Source organism: Streptomyces sp. NPDC052052 (assembly GCF_040680455.1).
GTDB lineage: Bacteria > Actinomycetota > Actinomycetes > Streptomycetales > Streptomycetaceae > Streptomyces.
In genome coordinates, this window is record NZ_JBFAWU010000008.1 from 139,573 (window position 1) to 164,011 (window position 24,439).

The following is a 24,439-nucleotide window of genomic DNA, read 5'->3' on the forward strand; positions in this document are numbered from 1 at the left end:
CCGACGGGGCGGACGTTGCCTGTTGCGGCACTGGTCACCGGTCCCGGTCGAGCGGGACGACGGCGACGGGGCAGCGCGCGTGATGGATGGCCGCCTGGGCCACGGAACCCGGGGGCGACGCCAGGGCGGGGCGATGTCCATGGCGGCCGACGACCAACAGGCCGGCGCCTTCGGCAGCCCGCACGACGACCTTGGCGGGGCTTTCGAGGGCAACGCTGTCGGCCACCTCCACCTGCGGGAACTTGTCACGCCAGGGGCGCAGGGCCCGGCTGAGGTGCTGCTGCGCCTCCTTCGCGACATCTTCCGCCACGTCGTGATCCACACCCCAGGGCACGTACGCGTCGAGGGGCAGGCGCCGGGCGTGGACGGCCCGCAGCGGTACCCCTCGCGCCGCGGCGGTGGTGAACGCGAAGGCGAGCAGGTCGTCGCAGGGGCCGCACAGTTTCAGCGCCACCACCACGCCGCCCTCCGGGGCCGCAGTGGCCGCTTCCCCCGCCTCGCCCGCCTCGCTGCGCACCAGGACCACCGGGCACTCGGCCCGGGCCACGACGGGCAGGCTGATGTCTCCGAGGAAATAGCTTTGGACGGGCATCAGTCCTCGCGAGCCGAGCACGATCATCTCGGAGTCCGCCGCCGCTCGAAGCAGCGCCTGCTCGGCGTCGTCGGCCACCAGGCTGCCGACGACGGGAAGACCCGGATGGCGTGCCTGGAGCTCCGAGCGCGTGGCATGAACGATCCGCTTCACCCAGTAGTTCTGGTCCGCTTCCACGGGCGCACCGGCCGGTTCGGGAACCAGCAGGGGCCACGCGTGCAGCAGGCGCAACGTCAGCCTGCGCCGCTCGGCTTCGACGGCGGCCCAGCGAGCAGCGGCATGGCTCTCGGGTGAGCCGTCGAGCCCGACGGTGACAACTGGCTCCATGAAAACTGCCTCCGTCTCCTTCGCGAGCATCCGAGCCGGTGCGCCGAGCCCGGCTCCTTCTCCTTCGAGGAGTACCCCAGATCTCCGGACGCCGCATACGGACCCCGGAGCGGCAGGGCCCGGAACGGCACGGGTCGGGGACGGGGCCCCGGACCGGGGCCCCGGACCCCGCGGTGCGGGTCCCGGACGCCTGGTCGGGTGCCTGGCGCGTCGGGATCAGCGGTCCGGATCCCCGGAGCCCGGCTGGCCCGTGGGGTGCGGGAGGCAGATAGTGGAGGAAAGAGGGCAGCGGGACCGGTGTGCCCCGGACCGGCAGCGGCCCCGTGGTGCGTACGGAGTCTCCTGTACGGGGGTTCCCGGCCGGCCGCCCCGTCGTCGTGGCCACACAGGTCCGCGAACCGGCCGTCCGGCCCTGCCGATGTCGGAGGCCACGAAGGAGGCCGACGATGACCGCTCCGGCAACCCGTATCAACACGGCCCTGCCCGTCCGGTACCGCAACCGTCTGATGGAACGGGCACAGGAGGTCAACTTCCCGGAGGGATCCCGCCTCTTCCAGGAAGGCGACCACGCTGACCGCTTCTGGATCCTGCGCTCGGGCACCATCACCCTGGACATCCGCGTACCGGGCAGTTTCCCGGCAGTGATCGACCGACTCGGTCCCGGCGAACTGGTGGGCTGGGCCTGGCTGTTCGAGCCGTACGTCTGGCACCTCGGCGCGGAGGCGATGACGCCGGTCCGTACCCATGAGTTCGACGCCGCGACCGTACGCATCATGATGGATGCGGATCCCGCCTTCGGCTCGGCCGTCGGCCACTGGGTCGGGCAGGTCCTGGCCCACCGCCTGCAGGCCACTCGGATCCGCCTGCTCGACCTCTACGCCCCCCACGGCAGCGGCAGCTAGCGTTGGGAGCGGCACCAGGGGCGTCCGGACCGGTCTGCCGGCCTGATCCGGACAGGAGGCCCGGGCCATGCCTGTGCGCCGGTGGTGACCGGGCGCCCGCATGAGGGGACGGAAAGAGCCCAATCCACTTCTCGCGGATCCTGATTGTGCGGTGCGCGGACCTTGGTCGCTTCTCCGCACCTGATGAAGACCCTTTCCGCCCCTTTCATGAAACCACCGTTCGGGCCAGGACGACAGGCCGTCCCGGCTCCCGGGGGCGGAGCCCGGGGAAGGCTCTCCCGGTACGGACCGGGTCAGTCGGTCCGCAGGGCGTGGAGCAGCATCGGGAGCGAGGAGTGCAACTCCCGCTGCCAGTAGGCCCAGCCATGGGTTCCGGGACCGTAGAAGTTGGTGACCAGGTGCTTCGCGCCCAGGCGTTCGAGCTCGCCGGCCAGGGCCTGGTTCTGTCGGTGGAAGTCCGCTTCGAGGGCGCTCGTGGTTCCCGCCGCATCGAAGGGGCCGGCGGTGCCGTCGCCGCACGACAGGTAGACGGGGACCGAGGTGAGGCGCTTGGCGAGGTGGAACGGGTCGTGGGCCTCCCAGACATCACGTTGTGCGACCGGGTCGCCCCAGACCCTCAGCGGGTCGTTGCCCTGGCCGGCGAAGTACCCCATGATGCGGTTCGCGGACGCTTCGTCGAACAGCGGGTGCACGGAGCCGGAGTAGGCCGCGGCGGCCTTGAACATCCCGGGGTGCCGGGCGGCGTACAGCAGGGCGCCCTGTCCGCCCATCGAGAGGCCCGCCACGACGCGGTTGGTGCTCGCCCCCCAGCCGTGCTCGAGGAGCAGACGCAGTTCCTTGGTGTGGAAGGTCTCCCATGCGGGGTCACTGCCCTGCCCGTAGTTCCACCAGTCGCTGTACCAGCCGTTCCAGCCCGCCTCCGGCATGACCACGAGGACGTCGCGCAGACTGTCGGTCCGGGCGACGTCGGTCCGGGCGGTCCATGACGTGTAGTCCCCGCAGCAGCCGTGCAGCAGCCAGAGGGTCGGCCAGTGCTGGCTGCGGTCACTGGGATCCCAGCCGTCGGGCGTGAGCAGACGTACCTTCACCGTCCGGCCGCCGAGCGCGGCCGACCGTACCGACAGGTCGACCTGCCGGTCGGCGACCTGGGTGACCGCGACGACCTCGGCACCCCGGTCCGGGCTGTCCGCCGCGTCCGCCTGGTCGGCGGCCGGCACGGGCGACGCGGCGGCGAACGCCGACGGGGCCGACGTGAGGGTGAACAGCAGCGCGGCTAGGACGAACAGCAAGCGGGATCTGCGGAGTGGAACAGCGGTCATGGCGGCTCTCTCGTTCGGTGGTCGCTGGCTCGGACGTTTCTCGGACCCGTCTGGGTCGGCCCCGGTCGGGCAGGTTCAGCAGTGCGTCCCCGACGGGGCGTTCCAGGGGGTTCGACGCGCTGCGGCCGGCGGCCTGCCCCGTCCAGGTGAGCCGGGCGACCGCACCGCGTCGACGGGAGGCACGCAGCACCGGAGCGTGGCGCCCGTTCACCGACTCCCTCAGGAGCAACTTGCTGTTCACGCACCCCCCTGGAAACAACGGCTCAGCAACGGTGCGTGCCGAAGCGGCCACCAGTCAAGACGTGTGCACGTCAACATCGTCTCGAGCGCGCCCCCTCCGCACCCAGTGGTGGAAATGTCGCCCCGACAGCGGCGACACCCGGGTCAGCCTCACCGGGGATCTCGCCGGCCCGTCACGGCGAGCGGCTCGTGCGCAGCAACAGGAACGGCCGAGCCCGGGGCCGAGCCTCCCGCAGCAGACCTCGGTCAGCGCTCCGCAGCAAGCTCCTGATTGAGCGCGCCGAGGAAGGCCGCGATCGTCTTCAGCTGTTCGGGCGTGAACTTCTCTCTCGCGGCTTCCGTACTGCGAGCCAGCGGCATGAAGGACCGGCGGGCCAGGTTCCGCGCCCCGGGGCTGTAGTGGAGGTGCACGACCCGGCGATCCGCGTCATCCCGGACGCGAGTGATGTGACCGGCGCGTTCGAGCCGGTCCAGGCATGCCGAGACGGCACCGGAAGTGAGGTCGAGCCTCTCGCGCAGCCTCGAGGGAGTCATCGCCCCGCCGCCTGTCGCGTCGGCATCCAGGATCTCCACCAGGGCATGAACGTCGGTCGAGTGCAGGTGGTGAGCCTGGGCAAAGGCGTGCGCAAGGCGATTGAACTCGCTGTTCATACGACGCAGGAGCACCGCATACCCCTGCAGATCACTGGCCGGACCGCTGGGGCCCTCCTGACTCCGATACTGCATGACCCAAGCATATGATCTCTCAACTGTTGAGATACTTTCCCTTCGAGTTACCTTTGCCCCGCGCCGCACGCGAAACATGCTGTCTGGGGAGTGAATGAACACCGTCCGTCGACCCGTCCACTGGCTGATCCCTGTCCTCCTCGTCCTCGTCTGGCTCGGTCTCGGGGGCGCCTTCGGCTCCGCCGCAGGCAAGCTCGGCGATGTATCGACCAACGACCAAGCAGCCTTCCTGCCGAAGAACGCCGAGTCCACCAAGGTCGTCACCGAGCAGAAGGGCTTCGAACAGGAACAGGCCCTGCCCGCCATCGTCGTATGGACGGGCAACCACCAAAGCGACATCACCGCCGAGCAGCAGGAAGCCGCGGATCGCGCCCTGCGTGCCATGAGGAACACCGAGGGCGTCGTGGGCAGCCCCTCACCGGCCGTGCTGTCCCAGGACGGACAGGCCCTCCAGGGCGTCGTCCCGCTGAGCCCCGAACTCGGGGACCGGCTGACCGAAGTCCTCGATGAGGTCCACAAGGCCGCGCAAGGTGTCGAGGGCACCACGGCGGAGATCGCCGGACCCGGCGCCACGCGAGCCGACCTCGGCGATGCCTTCGGCGGCATCGACGGACTCCTCCTCGGCGTGGCGCTGGCGGCCGTGCTGGTCATCCTGCTGCTGGTGTACAGGAGCGCACTGCTCCCCTTCGTGATCATCATCAGCGCGGTGTTCGCCCTGGGGGTGGCCTCCGCCATCGTCTATGTCCTGGCCGATCACGACGTCGTACGCGTGGACGGACAGGTGCAGGGAATCCTGTCGATCCTGGTCATCGGCGCCGCGACCGACTATGCGCTGCTGCTCACAGCCCGTTTCCGCGAGGAACTCGCTCACCGCAACGATCGGGTGGCAGCGGCTCTCGCCGCCACCCGCAGCTCCCTGGGCGCGATCACGGCCAGCGCGGCAACCGTGGCGCTGGGGCTTCTCGCCCTGCTGCTCAGCGACCTCACGAACAACCGGGCACTGGGGCCGGTCGGCGCCATCGGCATCGCCTGCGCCGCTCTGTCGGCCCTCACCTTCCTGCCCGCGGTCCTCGCACTGCTGGGCAGGGCCGCCTTCTGGCCTGCGAAGCCGAGAGCGGCCGACGAACAGCGCGGCGGCCACGGGATCTGGCGGTGGGTTGCCGACCGGGTGGACACCGCGCCGCGCCGGCTGTGGGCGGCCACGGTCGTGCTGCTGCTGGCCGGCGCCGCCTTCTTCCCCACCCTCGATTCCAAGGGTGTGCCCCTGGACGAGGTCTTTGTGAACGACGCACCGTCGGTCACCGCCCAGGAGACGCTGAGCAAGCACTTCCCAGGCGGCTCCGGGCAGCCCGTCGTCATCCTCGCGGACGCCGCTGCTCGTGAGCGCGTCGAGAAGACGGCATCGGAGACCCCGGGTGTGGCCGACGCCGCCGTCGTGACGGTCTCCGGGGCACCGGGCGCCGATCCTCTCGTCGTCGACGACCGCGTCCGCGTCGATGCGACGCTGGACAGCGCACCGGACAGCGACGCCGCGAAGCAGACCGTGAGCGACCTCAGGAACCGCCTGCACAGCGTCGATCCGGACGCCCTGGTCGGCGGGTACAGCGCTCAGCAGTACGACACCCAGCGCACCGCCGAGCAGGACCGCACCCTGATCATTCCGGTGGTCCTCGCGATCATTCTCGCCATCTTGATCATGCTCCTGCGCTCGCTGTTGCTGCCTGTCCTCCTGGTCGCGACCGTGGCTCTGAACTACCTGGCGACGCTCGGTGTCTCCAGCCTGGTCTTCACCCACGTCTTCGGATTCTCCGGCACGGACGCCTCGGTCCCGTTGTACGGCTTCGTCTTTCTGGTGGCACTGGGAGTCGACTACAACATCTTCCTCATGTCCCGGGTCAGGGAGGAGACTCTGCGCCACGGCACGCGCCAGGGCATCCTCCGCGGACTGATCGCCACCGGTGGTGTGATCACCTCCGCGGGTGTGGTCCTGGCCGCTACCTTCGCCGCCTTGCTCGTGATCCCCCTCGCGTTCCTGGCGCAGGTCGCATTCATCGTGGCGTTCGGCGTCCTGCTGGACACCCTTGTGGTCCGCTCCCTGCTCGTACCGGCTCTGGTCCGTGACATCGGCCCGAACGTCTGGTGGCCGAGCCGGCTCCGTCGCCCACGCTCCTCCGGGCAACCGCTGGACCGCAGTGCGCAGTCGAGCCTCGAAAACGTGTGAGCGCCGCTGCCACGAAAGAACGTCGTGACGAGTCGCCGGTCCGGCAGGCGGCGACCGTGAGGCGACGGCAGTGCGCGTAGTACCGGCCCCCGGGAACGCCGAGCGAGATCCGGCCCCTTTCCGGACCGGCACAGGTCCGGGGGGCGGTCGGTGGTGCGGGGTGAGCGTGCCGTGCCGCCGGCGTCCAGCCCCCACCGAAAGCACCCCGCTTCGGGAACGGGGCACGCCCACGGACGTTCTCGCGCGTGACCTTCGCTGCCGCAAGGCCGATACTGCCGACAGCGGCACTCCACCCGAGTCCCACCCGGCCGTACACCCGACCTGACGACCCGTCATCGAAGTCACACCACGTCAGCACCAGTACCGCCACAGCCCGCTTCCGGCCGCTACGGGCCGCCGAGGTCAAGAACGGCCCGCACCTGCTCTGACCAGCAAAACAAACACAGGTCGAAGACCCACTTGCCAAGCTTCCCAGGAGGTACCCATGAGGATGCTCATCAACGTCCCCGAAACCGTGGTCGCAGACGCGCTGCGGGGTATGGCCGCCGCCCACCCGGAGCTGACCGTGGACGTCGAGAACCGGGTCGTCGTACGGCGGGACGCACCGGTGGCCGGGAAGGTGGCGCTCGTCTCCGGGGGCGGGTCCGGGCACGAGCCGTTGCACGCGGGCTTCGTCGGGCCCGGGATGCTGTCCGCGGCCTGTCCGGGAGAGGTGTTCACCTCGCCGGTGCCGGATCAGATGGTGCGGGCAGCCGCGGCCGTGGACAGCGGGGCGGGGGTGTTGTTCGTCGTCAAGAACTACACGGGTGACGTGCTGAACTTCGAGATGGCCGCCGAGCTCGCCGAGGAGGAGGGCCTGCGGGTTGCCCGGGTCCTCGTCAATGACGACGTGGCGGTGACCGACAGTCTCTTCACCGCGGGGCGGCGGGGCACGGGTGCGACCCTGTTCGTCGAGAAGATCGCCGGGGCCGCCGCCGACGAAGGCGCACCGCTGGACCGGGTGGAGGCCGTGGCCCGGCAGGTGAACGAGGCGTCGCGGAGCTTCGGGGTGGCCCTCAGCGCCGTCACCACTCCGGCCAAGGGGTCCCCCACGTTCGATCTGCCGCCGGGCGAGCTGGAGCTGGGCATCGGGATCCACGGCGAGCCGGGACGGGAGCGGCGGCCGATGATGACGTCCCGGGAGATCGCCGACTTCGCCGTGGACGCGGTACTGACGGATCTGCAACCGCGCGGACCGGTGATCGTGCTGGTCAACGGGATGGGTGCGACGCCGCTGCTGGAGCTGTACGGGTTCAATGCCGAGGTGCAGCGGGTGCTGTCCGAGCGGGGTGTCGTGGCGGCTCGTACGCTCGTGGGGAACTATGTGACCTCGCTCGACATGGCGGGCTGCTCGGTGACGCTCTGCCAGGTGGACGAGGAGCTGCTGCGCCTCTGGGACGCGCCGGTGGAGACACCCGCGCTGCGCTGGGGCCGTTGACCCGCCGGAAAAGGAGATCACGTGCTCGACGCCGATTTCTTCCACCGATGGATGATCGCGACCGCGGAATCCGTCGACCGAGAGGCGAACCATCTCACCGAGCTCGACGCGGCGATCGGGGACGCCGATCACGGCAGCAATATGCAACGCGGATTCGCCGCGGTGAGGGCGGTCCTGGAAAAGGAGCCGCCACAGACCCCGGGGGCCGTGCTGATGCTCGCCGGCCGGCAGTTGATCTCATCGGTCGGCGGGGCTTCAGGACCCTTGTACGGGACGCTGTTGCGGCGTACCGGCAAGGCTCTCGGCGACGCGCCCCAGGTCGCACGACCGCAGCTGGCGGAGGCGCTCGGGGTGGGCGTCGCCGCCGTGTCACAGATGGGCGGGGCGCAGGCCGGGGACAAGACGATGCTCGACGCACTGCTGCCGGCCGCCGAGGCGCTCAACACCTCGTTCAAGGCTGCCCGGGAGGCGGCGGAGGCGGGGGCGCTGGCGACCGTACCGCTTCAGGCCCGCAAGGGCAGGGCGAGTTATTTGGGTGAGCGCAGCATCGGGCATCAGGACCCGGGGGCCACGTCCTCCGCGCTGCTGATCGCCGCACTGGCCGAGACCGACGGTGCGGACGGCGGTGACGCATGAGCGGCGGGAAGCAGGTCGGAATCGTGCTGGTCTCGCACAGCGGTGCGGTGGCCGAGTCGGTCGCCGAGCTGGCCAGGGGGCTCGCGGCAGGTGGCGCGACGGCTCCGGTGGCCGCCGCCGGAGGCACCCCGGAGGGTGGTTTCGGGACCAGTGCGGAGTTGATCGCCGAGGCGGCCAGGTCCGTGGACGCGGGTGCGGGAGTGGCGTTATTGGCCGACCTGGGCAGTGCGGTGCTCACGGTCAAGACGATGCTGGCCGAGGAGGACGAGCTGCCGGCCGGCTCGCGGCTGGTGGACGCCCCGTTCCTGGAGGGTGCGGTGGCTGCCCTGGTCACCGCGTCGGCGGGCGGCGACATCGCGGCGGTGGAGGCCGCGGCGTCGGAGGCCCACGACTACCACAAGCAGTAGGCGGACGGGCTCCGTCGTCACGGCGCCGGTCCGACGACGTCGGTCCCGTCGGTGGTCACCTGGACGGGTGCCTTCCGTGGCCGCGCACCGTACCCGTTGCGCAGACTGGAAGGCATGCCGTCCCAGAAACGCACCAGGCACAGTGCGGGCCTTCTGCTGTTCCGTCGGCCGGCGGAAGCCACGGACGACCGTGCTGGTTTCGAGGTGCTCATCGGGCACATGGGCGGCCCCTTCTGGGCCGGCCGCGAGAGCGCCGCGTGGTCGATCCCCAAGGGGGAGTACGGCCCTGACGAGGAGCCCGGGGCCGCTGCCCGCCGTGAGTTCGAGGAGGAGTTCGGCCGTCCGGTGCCGGACGGTGCGTGGGTGTCGCTCGGTGACGCCCGTCAGTCCGGCGGCAAGACCGTGACGGTGTGGGCCTTGGAGGCGGACACCGACGCCTCGACGGCCGTCCCCGGGACATTCACCATGGAGTGGCCGAGGGGATCCGGCGTGCTGCGCGAGTTCCCGGAGATCGACCGGTTCGCCTGGTTCCCGCCGCAGGAGGCCGCCGAGCGGCTCGTGTCGGGCCAGCGGACCTTCCTCGACCGGCTGCGGGAACACCTGGAGGCAGTCGGGTGACACGGTCTCCGAGCAGATGTCACGGTACGCATCCACGGCGCCGGTGCCGGCACGGCGGTCGCAGCGGCCCACCGGGTTCCGGCGGTCGAGGGGCCACGGGCCCGCCCGCCGCGCTTCGGCCGGGCGGGGTCAGCGCTGCGGGTTCTCGCCCTGGGCCGTCTCGATGCTGCTGTGCAGATCGCTCGCGGCGTCGAGTGCGGCGGTGCCGGACACGACCAGGCAGGCCAGCAGGGTCGCGGCGGCTGCCCGGCCGAAGCGGCGCGGCGCACCGCGCCCGAGCAGTGCGGCGACACGACGCGGTACGGGCCCGGCAGCCGCGGCGAGCGCCACACGTGGGCGGGGCCGGGCCACGGCTTCGGCCGCCCGGGCGGCGAGAGCGGCCCGGCCGATGGCGCGTGCGGCCACCCTTCGGTCACCGACGGCGGTGGCGGCCGCCTCGTCGGCGCAGCGTTCCAGGGCATAGCCCAAGGGGGCGCGCAGGGCGCGCAGCGCGGGGTGGCAGAGCGCCGCCGCCTCGGCTGCGACGACGAGGAGATGGTGGCGGCCCGTGAGATGGGCGCGCTCGTGGGCCAGCAGGGCCTCGCGTTCGGCGGGGTCGAGGGCGCGCAGCATTCCCGTGGTGACGACGATCCGGCCCGGGATGCCGGGACGTCCGGGCAGGGCGTACGCATCGGGCCGGCTGTCACGCAGGACGGCCAGCTCGCCGCCCGGGTGCGCGGCCCGGTGCAGTTCCGTCCAGTGCCGGCGGGCGGTCAGGCCGACGGCGGCGGCACAGCCCGTGAGCAGGACCAGCGCGGTGGCGGCGAGAGGAACGGCGGGGGCCGGAGTGATGCCGGAGAGCGGGCCGACGAGTTCACCGAGGGCGGCGACGGCGGGGAGACGGGTCGCGCCCGGCACCACCAGCAGGGTCAGCGCGGTGAGGCTGCACAGGGCGAGGCCGATCCCCGTGGCGACGAGGAGCCGTACGGCGTGCACCGGCCGCAGGGCGTCCGCCAGACGACGGGCCGCGGGCACGGCGACGAAGGGCATCAGCAGCGGCACCCATACGGCGAGGATCACCGGGCTTCGCCGTCCAGCAGCTCCCGGAGCAGTCGTTCGTCCTCATCGGTGAGCTGGGACACGAATCGGGCCAGAACCGTGCCGCGGTCCTGCTCCTTCTGCAGTTCGCTGTGCATACGGCGGGCGGTCAGCCCGGGCGCGTCCTCGGTCGGGGCGTACGCGAATCCGCGGCCGGCACGGGTGCGGGTGACCGTTCCCTTGTCGTAGAGGCGGGACAGGATCGTCGTGACGGTGGTCCTGGCGAGGGTCGCCCCGATCGCCTCCTGGACCTGGCCCGGGGTGAGTGGGATGTCAGCCGCCCACAGCGCCGTCAGGATCGTGGACTCGAGCTCGCCGGAGGGGCGCCGTTCCGGCGCGGCGGGGTGCGACGACGGGTGCTCCGGCCCGGGCTCCGCGGCCGGTTCGCCGTGCGCGCGGGGGTCGGGTTCTCCGCCTGGTATCCCCTTCGCCTGAGACATGGGAACTCTCCTCCCCCGATGGGCGTCTACAGTGATGTAGACCGTCTACACCACTGTAGTCAGTCCGGGCGCTCCTCGGGACCGCCCGCTCACCATTATGGGAGACCCCCACCGTGTCCGTATTCTCCTGGGCGGCCGCGCCCCAGGCGGTGAACCTCCTCGATGCGGGTTCGCTGCTCGGGGCCTTCGGCGCGCTGGGCATCGCCGTCGTGCTCTTCGCCGAGACGGGGCTGCTCGTCGGCTTCTTCCTGCCCGGCGACTCCCTGTTGTTCACGGCGGGCCTGCTGTGCGTACCGGGCAGCGACGGCCCGGTCGACCTGTCGCTGACGCAGGTGCTGCTCGCGGCCGTGGCGGGTGCGCTGCTCGGCGCACAGACCGGTTACTGGATCGGGCGCCGCGGCGGCCGGGCCCTGCTCGCCCGCAGCCGGGCCAGACGGCTGCACGAGGGCGCCTCCCGCGCCGAGGAGCTGCTCGGCAGGTACGGACACGCCCGGGCGATCGTGCTCGCCCGCTTCGTCCCCGTCGTGCGCACGGTGCTCAACCCCTTGGCCGGGGCGCTCAACGTCCCGGCGGGGACGTTCGCCCTGTGGCAGGCCGTCGGGGGGACGGTCTGGACCGTGGGACTGGTTCTCGCGGGATACGCGCTGGGGTCCTCGGTGCCCAACGTCGATCGTTATCTGCTGCCCATCGTGGCTGTCGTGGTCGTGATCTCTCTCCTCCCCCTCGCCGTCGAACTGCTCCGGTCCCGGAACCGGCGTACCGCTGAAGGAGACAACAGCTGATGCGTCTCGCCTCCACCGCCGCCTCGATCGACGGCGGCCTGTACACCTGGATCACGGAGCTGGCCCAGCGCTCCCCCGCCGCGGTGGACTCCGCCGTCCGCATCTGGTCGGACTACGGACTGGCCGTGTTCGCCGTGCTGATGCTCGTGTCCTGGTGGCGCGCCCGCTCCGCGGGCCCCGAGCGCACGGCCATGGCCCTCTGCGCCCCGCTCGTCGTGGTGGCCGCGTACATCGTCAATGACCTGGTGAAGTCGGCCTTCCATGAGCAGCGGCCGTGCCAGACCCTCCATGTCGTGACGCTGGAGGCGTGTCCCGCCCTCGGCGACTGGTCCTTCCCCAGCAACCACGCCGCCATCGCGGCGGCCTCGGCGACAGCCGTCGCCCTGACCGTTCGCCGGCTCGGGACGATCGCGGCGGCGGCCGCTGTGCTGATGGCCGCGTCGCGGGTATGGATCGGCGTGCACTACCCGCACGATGTGCTGATCGGGCTCGTCACCGGCGCGCTCGTGGCATGGCCGCTGACGATCGCGGCGCGGCGCTGTGCCCCCGTGGTGGTCCGGCTGCGCGACAGCGCCCTGCGCCCCCTGGTGGCACCACGGTGACCGGGGGCGCCTCACGACCTCTCGCGCGGCGTCGAAGGTCCGGAGCGGAGAACGGCGCTGGGCCTCGGCCCGGAAGCCCCGGGCCGAGGCCCCGCGGCGCCCCCGTTCAGCGCACGACTGCCGCGCCGGCCTCCCCGTCGCGGGACACGACACCGGTCCCCCGCCGGCCCCTCGACGGCTGGTGCGGCACGAGCGCCACGAGGAAGGACGTCGGGCGGCGGAGCTCGAATCCCAGCGACTCGTAGAGCCGGACGGCCTGGGTGTTGGAGGCGGTGGCGTGCAGGAACGGCGTCTCGCCCCGCTGCCTGATCTCGTGGGCGACGGCGCGGATGAGCCCGCTGCCGAGCCCCTGACCGCGCACCGACTCGTCCGTGCAGACACCGCTGATCTCGCTCCAGCCGGGTGGGTGCAGGCGTTCACCCGCCATCGCGACGAGCGCTCCCTCGCGCCGGACGCCGAAGTAGGTGCCGAGCTCGACCGTACGGGGCAGGAAGGGTCCCGGGCGGGTACGGGCGACCAGGTCGAGCATCTCGGGCACGTCGGCCGGACCGAGCCGGACGGCCTCGGGGAACGGGGCCGCGTCGACGCCGGTGCCGACGAGCTGGACGCCCTCGGCCCGGAAGGTGATCTCCCAGTCGTCCGGTGGCGCCGCTCGGAAGGACAGGAGGGCAACCGCGCCACCGGGTCCGGTGAGGGCCGCGACGTCGGCCCAGTCCCCGGCCTCCGGCGCATCCGGGAGCGCTGCCCAGGGGGTCACGTCCGCCTGATAGCGCAGGACGCGGCCGCGACGCTCGGCGAAGTGTGCGTGCGGACCCGTCAGCGCCGCGCGGACCGGGCTGTCCAGCGGATGCGCGTCACCGGTCATGCTCTGGGGCGCGCTCATGCGCCCGCCTCGATCGCGGTGGCCGCCCCGCCGAGTTCCACCGCCAGGGGCCTGCCTCCGGCGCTGACGAGGTGGGCGGGGTCCGTGAGCACCGGCATGTCCTGCTCGACGAGCCCCTCCACCTCCGGTCCGCCGGTGCGGGTGAACATGTACGTCTGGGGCATGGGCTCCCTCTCTCCTCGATCGCGGCGGGGCTTCGGTGCCGCGCGCCTGCGTGCGACACCCTCGCACCGGCGGCCGGGCGGTCTCCGCTCGTCCCAACAGCGTGAAGGCCCTTGCCCGTTCGGGTATTCCCCGGGCCGACCGCGTAGGCATCCGCCAACCATGATGCGACACGAGGAGCACGGGCGGGGCGGGCGGCCCTTCTGAGCCCGGCACGCGGGCGGGGCCGGGGGCGAGTACGCCGGGGAGACACCCGATCCGGCGGTCCGGATCGCCGCGCGACCGTTCGCTGTCGGATGTCCGCGTCCTGGACGCCGTACCGCGTCTTCGAGTCAACCACCGCTGCAGGTGCCCCCGCCGGTCCCGCTGTGCCGTCCGGTGTGGCACTCTGGAGACGACCGCCCCACCGGGCTCCCCCGTACCGGTGGGGCGGTTTGCTGTCCGGCGTCGGCGTCCGCCCGAATACCGATGCCCGAGCGGGGCGGTGAGCGGCGTCGACAGGACGTCATCCGATCGGCTTCCTGCTCCCGCGCATGAGGACTTCCTCCGGGGGCAGGCGCATACACCTCACCTACGAGCAGGGGAGTGTGACGAGATGACGGCGCACACGGCGCGGACCGCCGGGACGGAGCGAGCGGAGAGCGCACGGTCGACGCCTGCAGGGGAGGCCGTCGGTGACACCGGGGACCTGCCGTGGATCGAGGAGGCGGGGAAGGTCAGCCCGCCGGACGCGCGTGAGCTGTCCCGGCTGTTCTTCGACCGCCTCCAGACCCTGGAGGAGGGAACCCCCGCCCATCAGTACGCGCGCAACACGCTCATCGAGATGAACCTCTCCCTCGTCCGGTTCGCCGCGGGCCGGTTCCGCAACCGCGCCGGCGGGGACGTGGAGGACATCGTCCAGGTCGGCACCATCGGGCTGATCAAGGCCATCGACCGCTTCGACGTCTCCCGCGAGGTCGAGTTCACCACCTTCGCCGTGCCGTACATCACCGGCGAGATCAAGCGGTTCTTCCGCGACACCAGCTGGGCCGTGCATGTCCCGCGCCGGCTCCAGGAGTTGCGGGTCGGCATCGCCAGGGCGAAGGAGTCCCTGGCCACCCGGCTCGACCGCGATCCCACCCTCGCGGAACTGGCCGAACAGCTGGGCCTCAGCACGAACGAGGTCTCCGAGGGCATCGTGGCGGCGAACGGATACACGGCGGGTTCGCTGGACATGCCGGCCGATCCGACGGACGCGGGCCGGAGGAACACGCCGAGGCGCACCTTCGCGGACGTCCTGGGTGAACCCGACCCTGCCATGGAGGCGGTCGAGAACCTGCAGGCGCTCGCACCCCTGCTGGGCGGACTCGACGACCGTGAACGCCGCATCGTCGACCTGCGCTTCGGTCATGAGCTGACCCAGTCCCAGATCGGTGTGGAACTGGGCATCTCGCAGATGCACGTGTCGCGCCTGCTCAGCAGGATCGTCCGCAAGCTCCGCAGCGGGATGCTCGTCGAGGAATGATCCGGGCGGACGGGGTCCTCGGCCGACGCACCGGGCGACGTCTCGTCCACCCGCTCGTGATCGCGCTCCTCCGTTACGGTCGCATGAACTCCGTCGCCCTGCCCGGAACGTCGGCGGCCGCCGGTCCCCCGCTCCGGAGCCGCCGTGCGGCCGATGCGTCCGCGCAGGTCACATCCGCTGCGGGGAGGTTTCCGGCCGGGCACGTGCCCGATGTCCGAGCCCGTACGAGGCGCCGGACAGCCGCACCCACGAGCGGTTGACGCCCTCCCGTGCCGCTGCCACGCTCACCCCCATGCCCACGACCCCGGCTCTCGTCTCGCGACGTCATGTCGATCTGGGACGCCTCGCGTCCGCCGCGTGTCGCCGCGGTCGGCTCCGCTGAGCCGAGCCGTACCGGCGCTGCCACGGCGCACGGCTCCCGCGACGCCCGCCGCGTCGCGCTCGCATCCCCCTCACCGCCGCCGCGCCTCCCTGCCCGTCAGCCGGACCCGCCCGCACCCCGCGAAGTGCCGCGAACCTCGTCGCCTGGAGATGTCCATGGGATCCGTTCCACCGTCCGAGTCCGCCTACGACGCGACGCGGCTGCGCCAGTGGTCCCGGGGTGCCGCACGGTCCGCCGGCATCGAACGCCGTGATCTGCTGAGACTGGTGGCGGCCGCGGCGGCCGCCGGGTCGGCGGCCGGAATCGCCGGTCCCGCGCAGGCGGTGCCCTCGGCCACCTCGCCCGCCCCGGGGATCGTGAAACCGCTGCCGCCCGAGGTGTTCACGGTGCGCGGCACCAACGCCGAGACGAACTTCGCGGCGCTGCGCGGCACCGGGCTGCTGACTCCGGCCGACCGCTTCTTCGTACGCAATCACACCGTCACCCCGCGCCTCGACGCGGCGGACTGGAGGCTGACCGTCTGGGGTGACGGGCTGAGGGGCCCGGCGGTGGAGTTCGGCTACGACGAACTGCGGGCACTTCCTCCGGTCACCCGTACCGCGTTCGTCGAGTGTGCGGGAAACGCCCGCAGTTTCTACACGACACAGCAGAATCAGCAGGTCAGTGGCACCGCCTGGACCCTGGGCGCGATCGGCACCGCTCGCTGGCGCGGGGTCCGGCTCGCCGACGTGCTGCGGCGGGCGGGCATCGGCAGGGACGCGGTGGATGTGCTGCCGCGAGGCCTGGACGGCGAGGTGATCAGCAACGGGATCAATCTGGGCCGGGTGCGCAGACCTCTCCCGGTGGCCAAGGCGCTGGACGACGTGCTGCTCGCCTACGAGATGAACGGCGAGCCGCTGCCACCCGACCACGGCTTCCCGGTGCGGCTGATCGTGCCGTCCTGGGTCGGCATCGCGAACATCAAGTGGGTGGGCGACATCGAGGTGAGCGCACAGCCCCTCCTCTCTCCGTGGAACACCGGTCTCTACCGGCTGTTCGGTCCCGCCTATCCTCCGGAGGGCAGCGCCCCGTTGGCCGAGCAGACGTTGAAGAGCGCGTTCGAGGTGGCACCCGGCGCATCGTTCCGCGTGCGGCGGCGCCATGTGCTGACGGGACGGTCATGGTCGGGCGGGAGCCCCGTGCGCAGGGTCGAGGTCAGCACGGACGGGGGCGCCGGGTGGCGGCCCGTGCGGCTGCACGACGAGCCGCGGAGCGGCAGTTGGGTCCGCTGGTCGACCGAGTGGCGGCCGAGGGACCGGGGGCCGGCCGTCCTGCTGGCGCGGGCGACGGACCGGGCGGGCCGTACTCAGCCGGAGGTCGCCGTCCACAACACGCAGGGCTATCTGTTCGATGCCGTGGTGCGGCACGAGGTGCAGGTCGTCTGAGGCGTCACGGGGCGCGGTGGTGCCGGAGCGGACCGCTCCGGCACCTGGCGGCCGGGGGACGCGGTGCTCAGCCGCCGTCCTGCTCGGGGGCGCGGCCCGCGAAGTAGGTGGCGATCATGTCCTCGGCCCCGTGCCCCGCCTCCTCGGCACGCGAGAATCGCTCGGCCGCCGCGGCGACCAGGTCCAGCCGCACTCCCGACGTCCGGGCCGCGTCCAGGATGAGTTGGCTGTCCTTGAGCGCGTTGGTCACGGTGAAGCTCGGGGTGAGGTCGCCGGAGAGAAGGGCGGCGGACTTGCCCTGGAGGTAGGCGGAGTCCAGCGGTCCGCCCTTCATGGCATCCAGGAACATCTGCGGATCGATCCTCAGCCCCTCGGCGAGATTGAGGCATTCCGCGATGTTGCTGACCAGGGTGACCACCCAGGTGTTGGCGACGAGTTTCAGCCGGGAGGCCGTGCCGGGGGTCTCCGCGACCCAGACGGTGCGCTGCCCGATCGCGTCCAGGACCGGGTTCACCGTTGCGCGGGCGGTGGCGGGGCCGGACACGAAGACGGTCAACGTGCCCTGTTCCGCGGGCTGTTTGGTGCCGAGGACCGGCGCGTCGAGATAGACCAGGCCCGCTTCCCCCGCACGCCGGGCCAGATCGGTGGTGGCATCGATCCCGACGGTCGAGCTCTGCAGGAGCACCTGGCCGGCGCGCAGCCCCGGCGCGGCGTCGGTCAGTACGGCGGCGACGGTGGGGCCGTCGTTGAGCATGGTGATGATGACGTCGGCGCCGTCGGCTTCCTCCGGCGTCCCGGCGACCGTGGCACCGTCGGCGGCGAGCGGGGCCGCCTTGGCCTGTGTCCGGTTCCAGACCCGGACGGGGAGTCCCGCCCTCAGCAGATTCCGGGCCATTCCGGATCCCATGATTCCGGTACCGAGGACGGCGACGGTCGGCTCTGGTGGGGTGGCGTCGGCAGCGCTTGAGGTCATGAGGGAACTCCCTTCGTCGGCGGCGCCCCGGTCGGCTCGCGGCGCGCGGTGAGTTCTCAGAATTGCCGCAACGCGCCCTCGAGGACGGCAGCGTGCACGGCCCTGGCGAGTCGCGCGCCCCAGGGGGAGCGCGGCCCCGCAAAGGGTTCGCCGGGGGCGGCGGACCCCGGGGACGGGGCGGCGACACAGACGGCGTCGGTGGGGGTGCCGGAGCAGTCGAGCCCCGCGTCCAGCAGGGCCTGGACCTTGGCCTCGGTCGCCGTGGCGACCGCGTTGACGAATGCGGCGTCGGAGAGCGGCACCGGCAGGGTGACGACGATGTTGACCGTTCCCGGACGCGGTGGTGTCTCGGTGTCCTCGGCAGGGGCCGCGGCCCAGCCGCGTACGCCGAGTCCGCAGGTGGCGGTCGCGGTCACGCCTTCGTCGGTCGCGGTGGTGTACGCGGTGACATCGGCGGCGGTCATCAGCCCTGCGCCGGGTCCGGTGAGGTGTTCCGCGGCGGCGATCGCGGCGAGGTGCCGGTCGGGGTCCATACGCGGATAGCCGCCGGGCACTTGGGCGTTGAGGATCCACTCGCGCGGGCCGATGCCTCCGCCGAGTACGGCGCTGCTGCACACCCGCCATCCCGGTCCGAGCCGCCACACGAGATGGTGCAGGTCCAGCCCGTCCTCGTGCCGGGTCAGGAGTTCGCCGCGCTGTTCGGGCAGGCGGACGCGTACGGAACGGATGGGGCACCCCCGGTGGCGCGACAGGACGACGGTGGACGGTCGGCCCTCGATGATATGCGCCGGGGAATCACGGGCTGTCCCGGGTGCGGTGCGGGGCGCAGACGTACCGGAGGGCCGGTCGTGGTGCGCACCGCCGGGGCAGGTCCCGTCCCCGGCGATCCGGTCACGCGCCTTCCTCCGTCACCCGGGCGGACCAGATGCGGGCACGGTGCGCGCAGCGCTGTCCCCCGGGCGCCCGCCGGGCAGGCGGCGGCCGGCCTCGACCGAGGGCCGGTTGCGGCGCCCCCGCGGATGAGGCGCGATGGGTCTCGAACGCGCCCGGCCGGAGGAACCGGCCGCAGGACGCGCCCGGGCGAGGAGGGTTCGGTCATGGGAACCGCCGACGGGTTCACGGACTCCGCAGAACTCGACGGCCTGACGGTGTACGACACCGTGGGCGAGAAGATCGGCAGCGTGGGCCGCGTCTACGTCGACGACGACACCGGTTGCCCTGACTGGATCACGGTGAGGACCGGCCTGTTCGGCCTGACGGAGAGCTTCGTGCCCCTCGCCGGGGCCCGCCGAGAGGAATCCGGTCTGCGTGTCGCCCACACGAAGGAGCGCGTCAGGGGAGCCCCCCGGGTGGACGCGGACGCGCATCTGTCCGTGGCGGAGAAGGAGGAGCTGCTCCGCCACTACGGCCTGTCGGGCACCCGGCCCTCGGACCCACCGGCCTGCTGAAGGGCTGCCCCGTCCCCGCGCACCCGCCAGGAACGCGGGGCACTCCCGTGGGGTCCGGTCCGTCCCCAGGGGCGTTCGACGTCATCACCGGTCCGCACAGAGCGATCACGGCCCAGCCGAGCAGGGACCCGGACGACCGCGAACGGGCCCACGGCATCCGATCGACGAGGAAACCGTGGGACCGGACAGCCGGGAGCTGTGGCAGCCGAGCTCTGCCGTGCCGGGAGCCGTGACGGGTTTCCGCCGCATCGCGACTCCGGTCGGCCCCCTGCCCGCATTTTCCACCGGATCGCCACGAACAAACCCCGATCAAGAAATACGGACGCATTTTTAATTTCTTTTGCCATCGATGAGCCGCTCCGCACCCCCACCACAGAAGATCCATAAATGCCCTCGACCTCCCCAGCAGAAAAAAGCCCCTGCCGCGCTTCGGACACCAATAAAAGTCCGAAACCCGCCACCCGACAACCCCCGGGTTCACAGAAAAGCACTGGCAGCGATTACTTCACACGCCCCGAAGGGGGGCCCACCCCTCTCCGACCGGCCGATTTCACACCCCATTCCAGGGCGACCCTCCACCGCTCCTCGATCATGTTCTGTCCGTGGCGAACGGCCGGCCCGTCGCCGATGGACGCGGGAGGCGAGAGGGATCGATGCAGGCCAAGCGGACGCGATCCGGCCTGGACCCGAGGAGCGGACGGTCGGCAGTGACACCTCCGGCCTGGCCATCACCCCGAGCACCGGAAGCATCCGACACCCCCTGCAATACCGCATAATTTCGCCTGCATTCCACAAAAGGGCCACAGATCGCCTCATCCATGTCTTCCACCGGCTGCCGCTTTCCTCCCGCCTCATTCCTACATGCCTGCTTTTGATACAGCACGAAATAAAGTGTCAACAGCAACGTCATTGACAGGCGTCTCCCATATACCGACCAATTGATGAACGGCGAACACCATTCGCCGTCGACCTGAAAAGCGTGTGGTCGACCCGTGCATCACATGGGAGACACGCAATTGACAGTCACCGGATTTTCCAGACCGGCTGCCAGACGCAGAAGATCGGTCCGGTCCGGGCTCACCGCCCTTGTCGGCGCCTCGGCCATCGCCCTCATGGGGCTCACCGCACCGGCGGCGAACGCGGCGCCCGCCGCGGCCTCCGAGTCCACCGCCAAGCCGTCCGTCGAGGCCTCCTGCGCCGAGCCCGGCCCCGGTGAGGTGAGCTGCTTCGCCCTGCGCCGCACCGATGTGACCCCGACCGAGGGCGTCCAGCCCAGCGCCACCACCCCGAGCGGCTGGGGCGCCACGGCGCTCCAGGACGCCTACAACCTGCCGGCCGACGGCGGCGCGGGCCAGACGATCGCCATCGTCGACGCCTACGACGACCCCACCGCCGAGGAGGACCTGGCGGTCTACCGGGCCCAGTACGGCCTTCCTGCCTGCACCACGGCCAACGGCTGCTTCAAGAAGGTGGACCAGAGGGGCGGGACGGACTACCCGGCGCCCAACAGCGGCTGGGCCGGTGAGATCTCGCTCGACCTGGACATGGTCTCGGCGGCTGCCCCGTACGCCGACATCGTCCTGGTGGAGGCCGACTCCGCGAGCTTCGAGGACATCGGCGCCTCCGTCGACCAAGCGGTCGCACAGGGCGCCAAGTACATCTCCAACTCGTACGGCACGGGCTACACCAGCACCCCCGGCAGCGGTGAGGACCCGTCGGAGACCACCGACTTCGACGCCCACTACAACCACCCGGGTGTCGCCGTGGTCGCCTCATCGGGCGACGACGCCTACGGTGTCGCCTACCCCGCGGCATCGCAGTACGTGACCTCAGTGGGCGGCACCGCGCTGGCCCAGGACTCCTCCACCAGTCGCGGCTGGTCCGAGTCGGTCTGGCACAACAGCTACGGCGGGCCGGGTTCGGGCTGCTCACTCTACGAACCCAGGCCGACCTGGCAGCAGAACTCCGGTACCGGCTGCGACATGCGCGCGGTCTCCGATGTCTCCGCGGTCGCCGACCCGTTGACCGGTGTCTCCGTCTATCAGACCTACGGCGGTGACGGCTGGGCCGTCTACGGCGGCACCAGCGCCTCCTCGCCGATCATCGCCGGTGTCTACGCCGTGGCCGGAACACCAACCGCCGGCACCTACCCCGCCGCCTACCCGTACGCGGCCGACGGCAGCGGTCTCAACGACGTCGTCGACGGCAACAACGGCTCCTGCACCCCGGCCGTTCTGTGCACGGCGGGTGACGGCTGGGACGGTCCGACCGGCCTCGGCACCCCGAACGGCGTCGAGGCCTTCCGCAACGGTCCGCACGGCGTACTGAGCGGCACCGTCACCGACAGCGCCACCGGTGATCCGGTCGTCGGCGCGGAGATCACCGCGGGCGACTCCAAGGCCAGGTCCGGGACGGACGGCAGCTACACGCTGACCCTGGCGGCCGGCACCTACGACCTGACGGTCGACGCCTACGGGTACACCACGGCCACCCTCTCCGGCGTCGAGATCACCGACGGGGGCTCGGTGACCCAGAGCTTCGCACTCACCGCGGTGCCGACCCGGACGGTCTCCGGCAGGGTCACCGACGGCTCCGGGCACGGCTGGCCGCTGTACGCCGAGATCGCCGTGGCCGGGGTGCCCGGCGCGCCGCTCGAGACCGACCCGGTCAACGGCACCTACTCGGTGGATCTTCCGGCCGGCAAGACCTACACCCTGAAGGTCACCGCCAACTACCCGGGCTACCAGAGCGCCACCAAGGACATCACCGTGGGCGACTCGGCGGTCTCCGCCGATGTGAGCCTGCCGGTGGACGCCTGGGCGGGTACCGCGGCCGGGTACACAGCCGTGGACGACGGCACCACCGAGCCCTTCGACTCCACCACCTCGGCCCCCGAGGGATGGACCGTCGACAACGCCACCGGCACCACCGGCGGCTGGGTGTTCGACGACCCAGGCAACCGGAAGAACACCACCGGCGGCACCGGCGCCTTCGCCATCGTGGACAGCGACAAGACGGGCAGCGGCAAGACCCAGGACTCCACGCTGACCAGCCCGTCGTACGACTTCTCGGACACGGACCTGCCGGAGCTCAGCTACCGGACCACCTACAAGCCCTACTCCACCCAGACCGCCAAGGTCGAGGTGAGCTCGGACGGCGGCACCACCTGGACCGTGGTCTCCTCGCACACCACCACCACGACCGGTTCCAGGATCACGATCCCGCTGACCGACTACGCGGGAGAGTCCGATGTGAGAGTGCGGTTCCACTTCACCGGCAAGTACGGCTGGTGGTGGCAGGTCGACGACGTCCTCATCGGCGCCCGCAGTGTGACGACCGTCCCCGGCGGTCTGGTCGTGGGCCAGGTCACCGACGCCAACACCGGCGACGGCATCAGCGGGGCCACCCTCACCGGTACCGGCACCGGTGCCGTGAGCACCACCTCGGCCGCCACCCCGGACGACCCGGCCCTCGGCGAGGGCTTCTACTGGGCCTTCGCGCCGGTCGGCAAGCAGACCGTGACCGCCGCCATGTCCAAGTACACCGCGGTCGCCAAGTCCGTGGCCTTCGCCGCCGACTCCACCGTCCAGAAGAACTTCGCCCTCAAGGCCGGGCGTCTGAAGGTCACTCCTTCCTCGGTCAACCCCTCGGTCGCCTGGGGCGGTTCGGCGACCAAGACGCTCACGATCAAGAACACCGGTGGCGCCGACGCCACCGTCGCCCTGTCCGAGAAGGCCGGCGGCTTCACCCAGGCGGTCTCGGGTGCACCGCTGATCAGCGAGAAGGGTGACTACTCACCCCTGTCGGCGAAGAGCCGCACCGGTGCGACGGGAGACGCCACGGCCCGGCCCGCCGCGGCGGGCGACGCCTGGGAGACCGTGGCCGATCTGCCCGCCACCATCGAGGACAACGCGGTCGCCGCCGACAACGGCAAGCTCTACTCCGCGTTCGGCTACGACGGTTCGGACGACATCAAGTCGCTGTACTCCTACGAGGCCGAGACCGGCTGGACCAGGCTGGCCGACGCGGCCGACACCCGGGAGGCCCCGGCGCACGGCTTCATCGACGGCAAGCTGTACGCCGTCGGCGGCTGGGGCGCCAGTGGCAGCCCGGACGCCAAGCTGGAGATCTACGACCCGGCCTCCGACTCCTGGACGACCGGCGCCTCCTCGCCGACTCCGCTGGCGGGCTCGGGATCCGCGGTCCTGGACGGCAAGCTGTACGTCGTCGGCGGCTGCACCGCCAGCGTCTGCGGCGCCGCCTCGGTGAAGGTCTACGACCCGGCGGACAACTCCTGGTCCACAGCGGCGAGTTACCCCGTACAGGTCGCCTGGGAGGCCTGCGGCGCCATCGGCGGACTGCTGTACTGCTCCGGCGGTGTCACCGACGACGGCGAACTCAAGTCCGCGTACGTCTACGACCCGACCGCCGACTCCTGGTCGGCCCTGCCGGACATGCCGAAGGCGCTGTGGGGCTCCGCCTCCACCGCGGCCAACGGCCTGCTGCTGGTGTCCTCCGGCATCAGCGGCAACGCTCTCACCAATGCGGGCTACGCCTTCGATCCGGAAGCCGGGACCTGGTCCACCCTGCCCAACGCCACGGTCGCGAGCTACCGCGGCGGCGGCGCCCCGGGCTTCTACAAGGTCGGCGGCGCGACCGGCAACGCCAACCCGATCACCACGGTCGAACTGCTCTCCGGCTACGACCAGACCGGCGACTCGGGTGTCAGCTGGCTGTCGTTGGACTCCTCGCAGTTCACCATCGCTCCGGGTGCCACCGTCTCGGTCGCCGTGTCGGTCGACGCCTCGGTGGACGAGGTCACCCAGCCGGGTGAGTTCACCGCCCGGATCGGCATCGCCACCAACACCCCGTACGCGGTGGCGGCAGTCCCCGTCACCATGACGGTGGCCCCGCCGAAGACCTGGGGCAAGATCACCGGCACGGTGCTCGGGAAGGCCGCCGACGGCAGCACGGCACCGCTGAAGGGGGCCACCGTCCAGATCGACTCGTGGGCGAACTCGTACACCCTGATCACCGACAAGGACGGCCACTACGCCCTCTGGCTCGATGTCCGCAACAACCCGCTGACCGTGATCGCCGCCAAGGACGGGTACGCACCGACGGTGACCACCGTCAAGGTCGTCAGGAAGGAGACGGTGACCACCGACTTCACACTCAAGAAGGTCTAGTGCCGCAACAGGCAACGTTTGGCCCGTCGCGCAAACGTTGCCTGGCGCGGCACGAGTCGTCCTGTCCGGAGAGGCTGTCGGGTGCCGGACCCGCCGCGTGTGCGGCGG

The 24,439-nt window shown here is 71.4% G+C and carries 21 protein-coding genes and 1 pseudogene; 13 read left to right on the forward strand and 9 right to left on the reverse strand.

The genetic code is table 11. The annotated features are described in order from the left end of the window. Nucleotides 1-34: 34 nt before the first annotated feature. Nucleotides 35-919 (reverse strand): universal stress protein, encoded by an 885-nt coding sequence (locus tag AB0L71_RS12140; protein WP_365241260.1) that lies wholly within the window; start codon nucleotides 917-919, stop codon nucleotides 35-37. A 446-nt stretch (nucleotides 920-1,365) separates the two neighbouring features. Here AB0L71_RS12140 and AB0L71_RS12145 point away from each other — a divergent pair, with 446 nt between their 5' ends. Next, on the forward strand, nucleotides 1,366-1,821 hold the full coding sequence (locus AB0L71_RS12145) for a cyclic nucleotide-binding domain-containing protein (protein ID WP_365241263.1): 456 nt from the start codon (nucleotides 1,366-1,368) through the stop codon (nucleotides 1,819-1,821). 293 nt (nucleotides 1,822-2,114) lie between these two features. Here AB0L71_RS12145 and AB0L71_RS12150 read toward each other — a convergent pair whose 3' ends face one another. After that, complete coding sequence (locus AB0L71_RS12150; protein ID WP_365241265.1) at nucleotides 2,115-3,140, reverse strand: alpha/beta hydrolase family protein; 1,026 nt, start codon at nucleotides 3,138-3,140, stop codon at nucleotides 2,115-2,117. A 486-nt stretch (nucleotides 3,141-3,626) separates the two neighbouring features. Continuing rightward, entirely contained in the window at nucleotides 3,627-4,031 is a 405-nt protein-coding gene (locus AB0L71_RS12155; protein WP_365241268.1) for a MarR family transcriptional regulator, read from the reverse strand. Between the two features lie 169 nt (nucleotides 4,032-4,200). On the opposite strand from AB0L71_RS12155, the gene AB0L71_RS12160 reads away from it, so the two are divergent. The 5 genes from AB0L71_RS12160 (at nucleotide 4,201) to AB0L71_RS12180 (ending at nucleotide 9,465) form a co-directional block, all read left to right on the forward strand. Beyond that, complete coding sequence (locus tag AB0L71_RS12160) at nucleotides 4,201-6,327, forward strand: MMPL family transporter (RefSeq protein WP_365241270.1); 2,127 nt, start codon at nucleotides 4,201-4,203, stop codon at nucleotides 6,325-6,327. Between the two features lie 484 nt (nucleotides 6,328-6,811). Then, nucleotides 6,812-7,804 (forward strand): dihydroxyacetone kinase subunit DhaK, encoded by a 993-nt coding sequence (dhaK, locus tag AB0L71_RS12165; RefSeq protein WP_365241272.1) that lies wholly within the window; start codon nucleotides 6,812-6,814, stop codon nucleotides 7,802-7,804. A 21-nt stretch (nucleotides 7,805-7,825) separates the two neighbouring features. Then, nucleotides 7,826-8,440: a dihydroxyacetone kinase subunit DhaL gene (gene dhaL, locus AB0L71_RS12170; protein WP_365241274.1), complete on the forward strand. Its 615-nt coding sequence runs from the start codon at nucleotides 7,826-7,828 to the stop codon at nucleotides 8,438-8,440. After that, the gene (locus AB0L71_RS12175) at nucleotides 8,437-8,847 is read left to right on the forward strand and encodes a PTS fructose transporter subunit IIA (protein WP_365241277.1); all 411 of its coding nucleotides are present in this window, start codon (nucleotides 8,437-8,439) and stop codon (nucleotides 8,845-8,847) included. Before dhaL ends, AB0L71_RS12175 begins: the two co-directional genes overlap by 4 nt. A 114-nt stretch (nucleotides 8,848-8,961) precedes the next feature. After that, on the forward strand, nucleotides 8,962-9,465 hold the full coding sequence (locus AB0L71_RS12180) for an NUDIX domain-containing protein (protein ID WP_365241280.1): 504 nt from the start codon (nucleotides 8,962-8,964) through the stop codon (nucleotides 9,463-9,465). A gap of 129 nt (nucleotides 9,466-9,594) precedes the next feature. Here AB0L71_RS12180 and AB0L71_RS12185 read toward each other — a convergent pair whose 3' ends face one another. Together AB0L71_RS12185 and AB0L71_RS12190 are read right to left on the reverse strand one after the other, a co-directional pair. Beyond that, nucleotides 9,595-10,524 carry a M48 family metalloprotease gene (locus AB0L71_RS12185; RefSeq protein ID WP_365241282.1) on the reverse strand — a complete coding sequence of 310 codons (930 nt, stop codon included), beginning with the start codon at nucleotides 10,522-10,524 and terminating at the stop codon, nucleotides 9,595-9,597. After that, on the reverse strand, nucleotides 10,521-10,982 hold the full coding sequence (locus tag AB0L71_RS12190) for a BlaI/MecI/CopY family transcriptional regulator (protein ID WP_365241285.1): 462 nt from the start codon (nucleotides 10,980-10,982) through the stop codon (nucleotides 10,521-10,523). Before AB0L71_RS12190 ends, AB0L71_RS12185 begins: the two co-directional genes overlap by 4 nt. Before the next feature lie 113 nt (nucleotides 10,983-11,095). On the opposite strand from AB0L71_RS12190, the gene AB0L71_RS12195 reads away from it, so the two are divergent. Continuing rightward, entirely contained in the window at nucleotides 11,096-11,764 is a 669-nt protein-coding gene (locus AB0L71_RS12195; protein ID WP_365241287.1) for a DedA family protein, read from the forward strand. Next, entirely contained in the window at nucleotides 11,764-12,366 is a 603-nt protein-coding gene (locus tag AB0L71_RS12200) for a phosphatase PAP2 family protein (RefSeq protein ID WP_365241290.1), read from the forward strand. Before AB0L71_RS12195 ends, AB0L71_RS12200 begins: the two co-directional genes overlap by 1 nt. Nucleotides 12,367-12,472: 106 nt before the next feature. On the opposite strand, the gene AB0L71_RS12205 is transcribed toward AB0L71_RS12200, so the two are convergent. After that, nucleotides 12,473-13,249: a GNAT family N-acetyltransferase gene (locus tag AB0L71_RS12205; RefSeq protein ID WP_365241293.1), complete on the reverse strand. Its 777-nt coding sequence runs from the start codon at nucleotides 13,247-13,249 to the stop codon at nucleotides 12,473-12,475. Continuing rightward, nucleotides 13,246-13,413, reverse strand: a complete 168-nt coding sequence (locus AB0L71_RS12210) for a hypothetical protein (protein ID WP_365241295.1) — start codon at nucleotides 13,411-13,413, stop codon at nucleotides 13,246-13,248. Before AB0L71_RS12210 ends, AB0L71_RS12205 begins: the two co-directional genes overlap by 4 nt. 593 nt (nucleotides 13,414-14,006) lie before the next feature. Here AB0L71_RS12210 and AB0L71_RS12215 point away from each other — a divergent pair. The 3 genes from AB0L71_RS12215 to AB0L71_RS12225 all read left to right on the forward strand — a co-directional run bounded on the left by AB0L71_RS12215 (nucleotide 14,007) and on the right by AB0L71_RS12225 (nucleotide 16,721). Beyond that, complete coding sequence (locus AB0L71_RS12215; RefSeq protein ID WP_365241297.1) at nucleotides 14,007-14,915, forward strand: SigB/SigF/SigG family RNA polymerase sigma factor; 909 nt, start codon at nucleotides 14,007-14,009, stop codon at nucleotides 14,913-14,915. 292 nt (nucleotides 14,916-15,207) lie between these two features. Then, nucleotides 15,208-15,297 (forward strand): putative leader peptide, encoded by a 90-nt coding sequence (locus AB0L71_RS12220; protein ID WP_365241300.1) that lies wholly within the window; start codon nucleotides 15,208-15,210, stop codon nucleotides 15,295-15,297. 155 nt (nucleotides 15,298-15,452) lie between these two features. Beyond that, the gene (locus AB0L71_RS12225; RefSeq protein WP_365241303.1) at nucleotides 15,453-16,721 is read left to right on the forward strand and encodes a sulfite oxidase; all 1,269 of its coding nucleotides are present in this window, start codon (nucleotides 15,453-15,455) and stop codon (nucleotides 16,719-16,721) included. Between the two features lie 67 nt (nucleotides 16,722-16,788). Here AB0L71_RS12225 and AB0L71_RS12230 read toward each other — a convergent pair whose 3' ends face one another. Beyond that, a complete protein-coding gene (locus AB0L71_RS12230; RefSeq protein ID WP_365241305.1) occupies nucleotides 16,789-17,694 on the reverse strand; it encodes an NAD(P)-dependent oxidoreductase in 906 nt (301 codons plus the stop codon). 56 nt (nucleotides 17,695-17,750) lie between these two features. Then, nucleotides 17,751-18,338 carry an adenosylcobinamide amidohydrolase gene (locus AB0L71_RS12235; RefSeq protein WP_365241307.1) on the reverse strand — a complete coding sequence of 196 codons (588 nt, stop codon included), beginning with the start codon at nucleotides 18,336-18,338 and terminating at the stop codon, nucleotides 17,751-17,753. Between the two features lie 453 nt (nucleotides 18,339-18,791). Between AB0L71_RS12235 and AB0L71_RS12240 the strand changes: the two are divergent. Both AB0L71_RS12240 and AB0L71_RS12245 read left to right on the forward strand, forming a co-directional pair. Continuing rightward, nucleotides 18,792-19,109 (forward strand): annotated as a pseudogene (locus AB0L71_RS12240) (PRC-barrel domain-containing protein); the annotation flags it as partial. 1,145 nt (nucleotides 19,110-20,254) lie between these two features. Continuing rightward, the gene (locus tag AB0L71_RS12245; RefSeq protein WP_365241309.1) at nucleotides 20,255-24,331 is read left to right on the forward strand and encodes a carboxypeptidase regulatory-like domain-containing protein; all 4,077 of its coding nucleotides are present in this window, start codon (nucleotides 20,255-20,257) and stop codon (nucleotides 24,329-24,331) included. The last annotated feature ends 108 nt before the right edge of the window (nucleotides 24,332-24,439 follow it).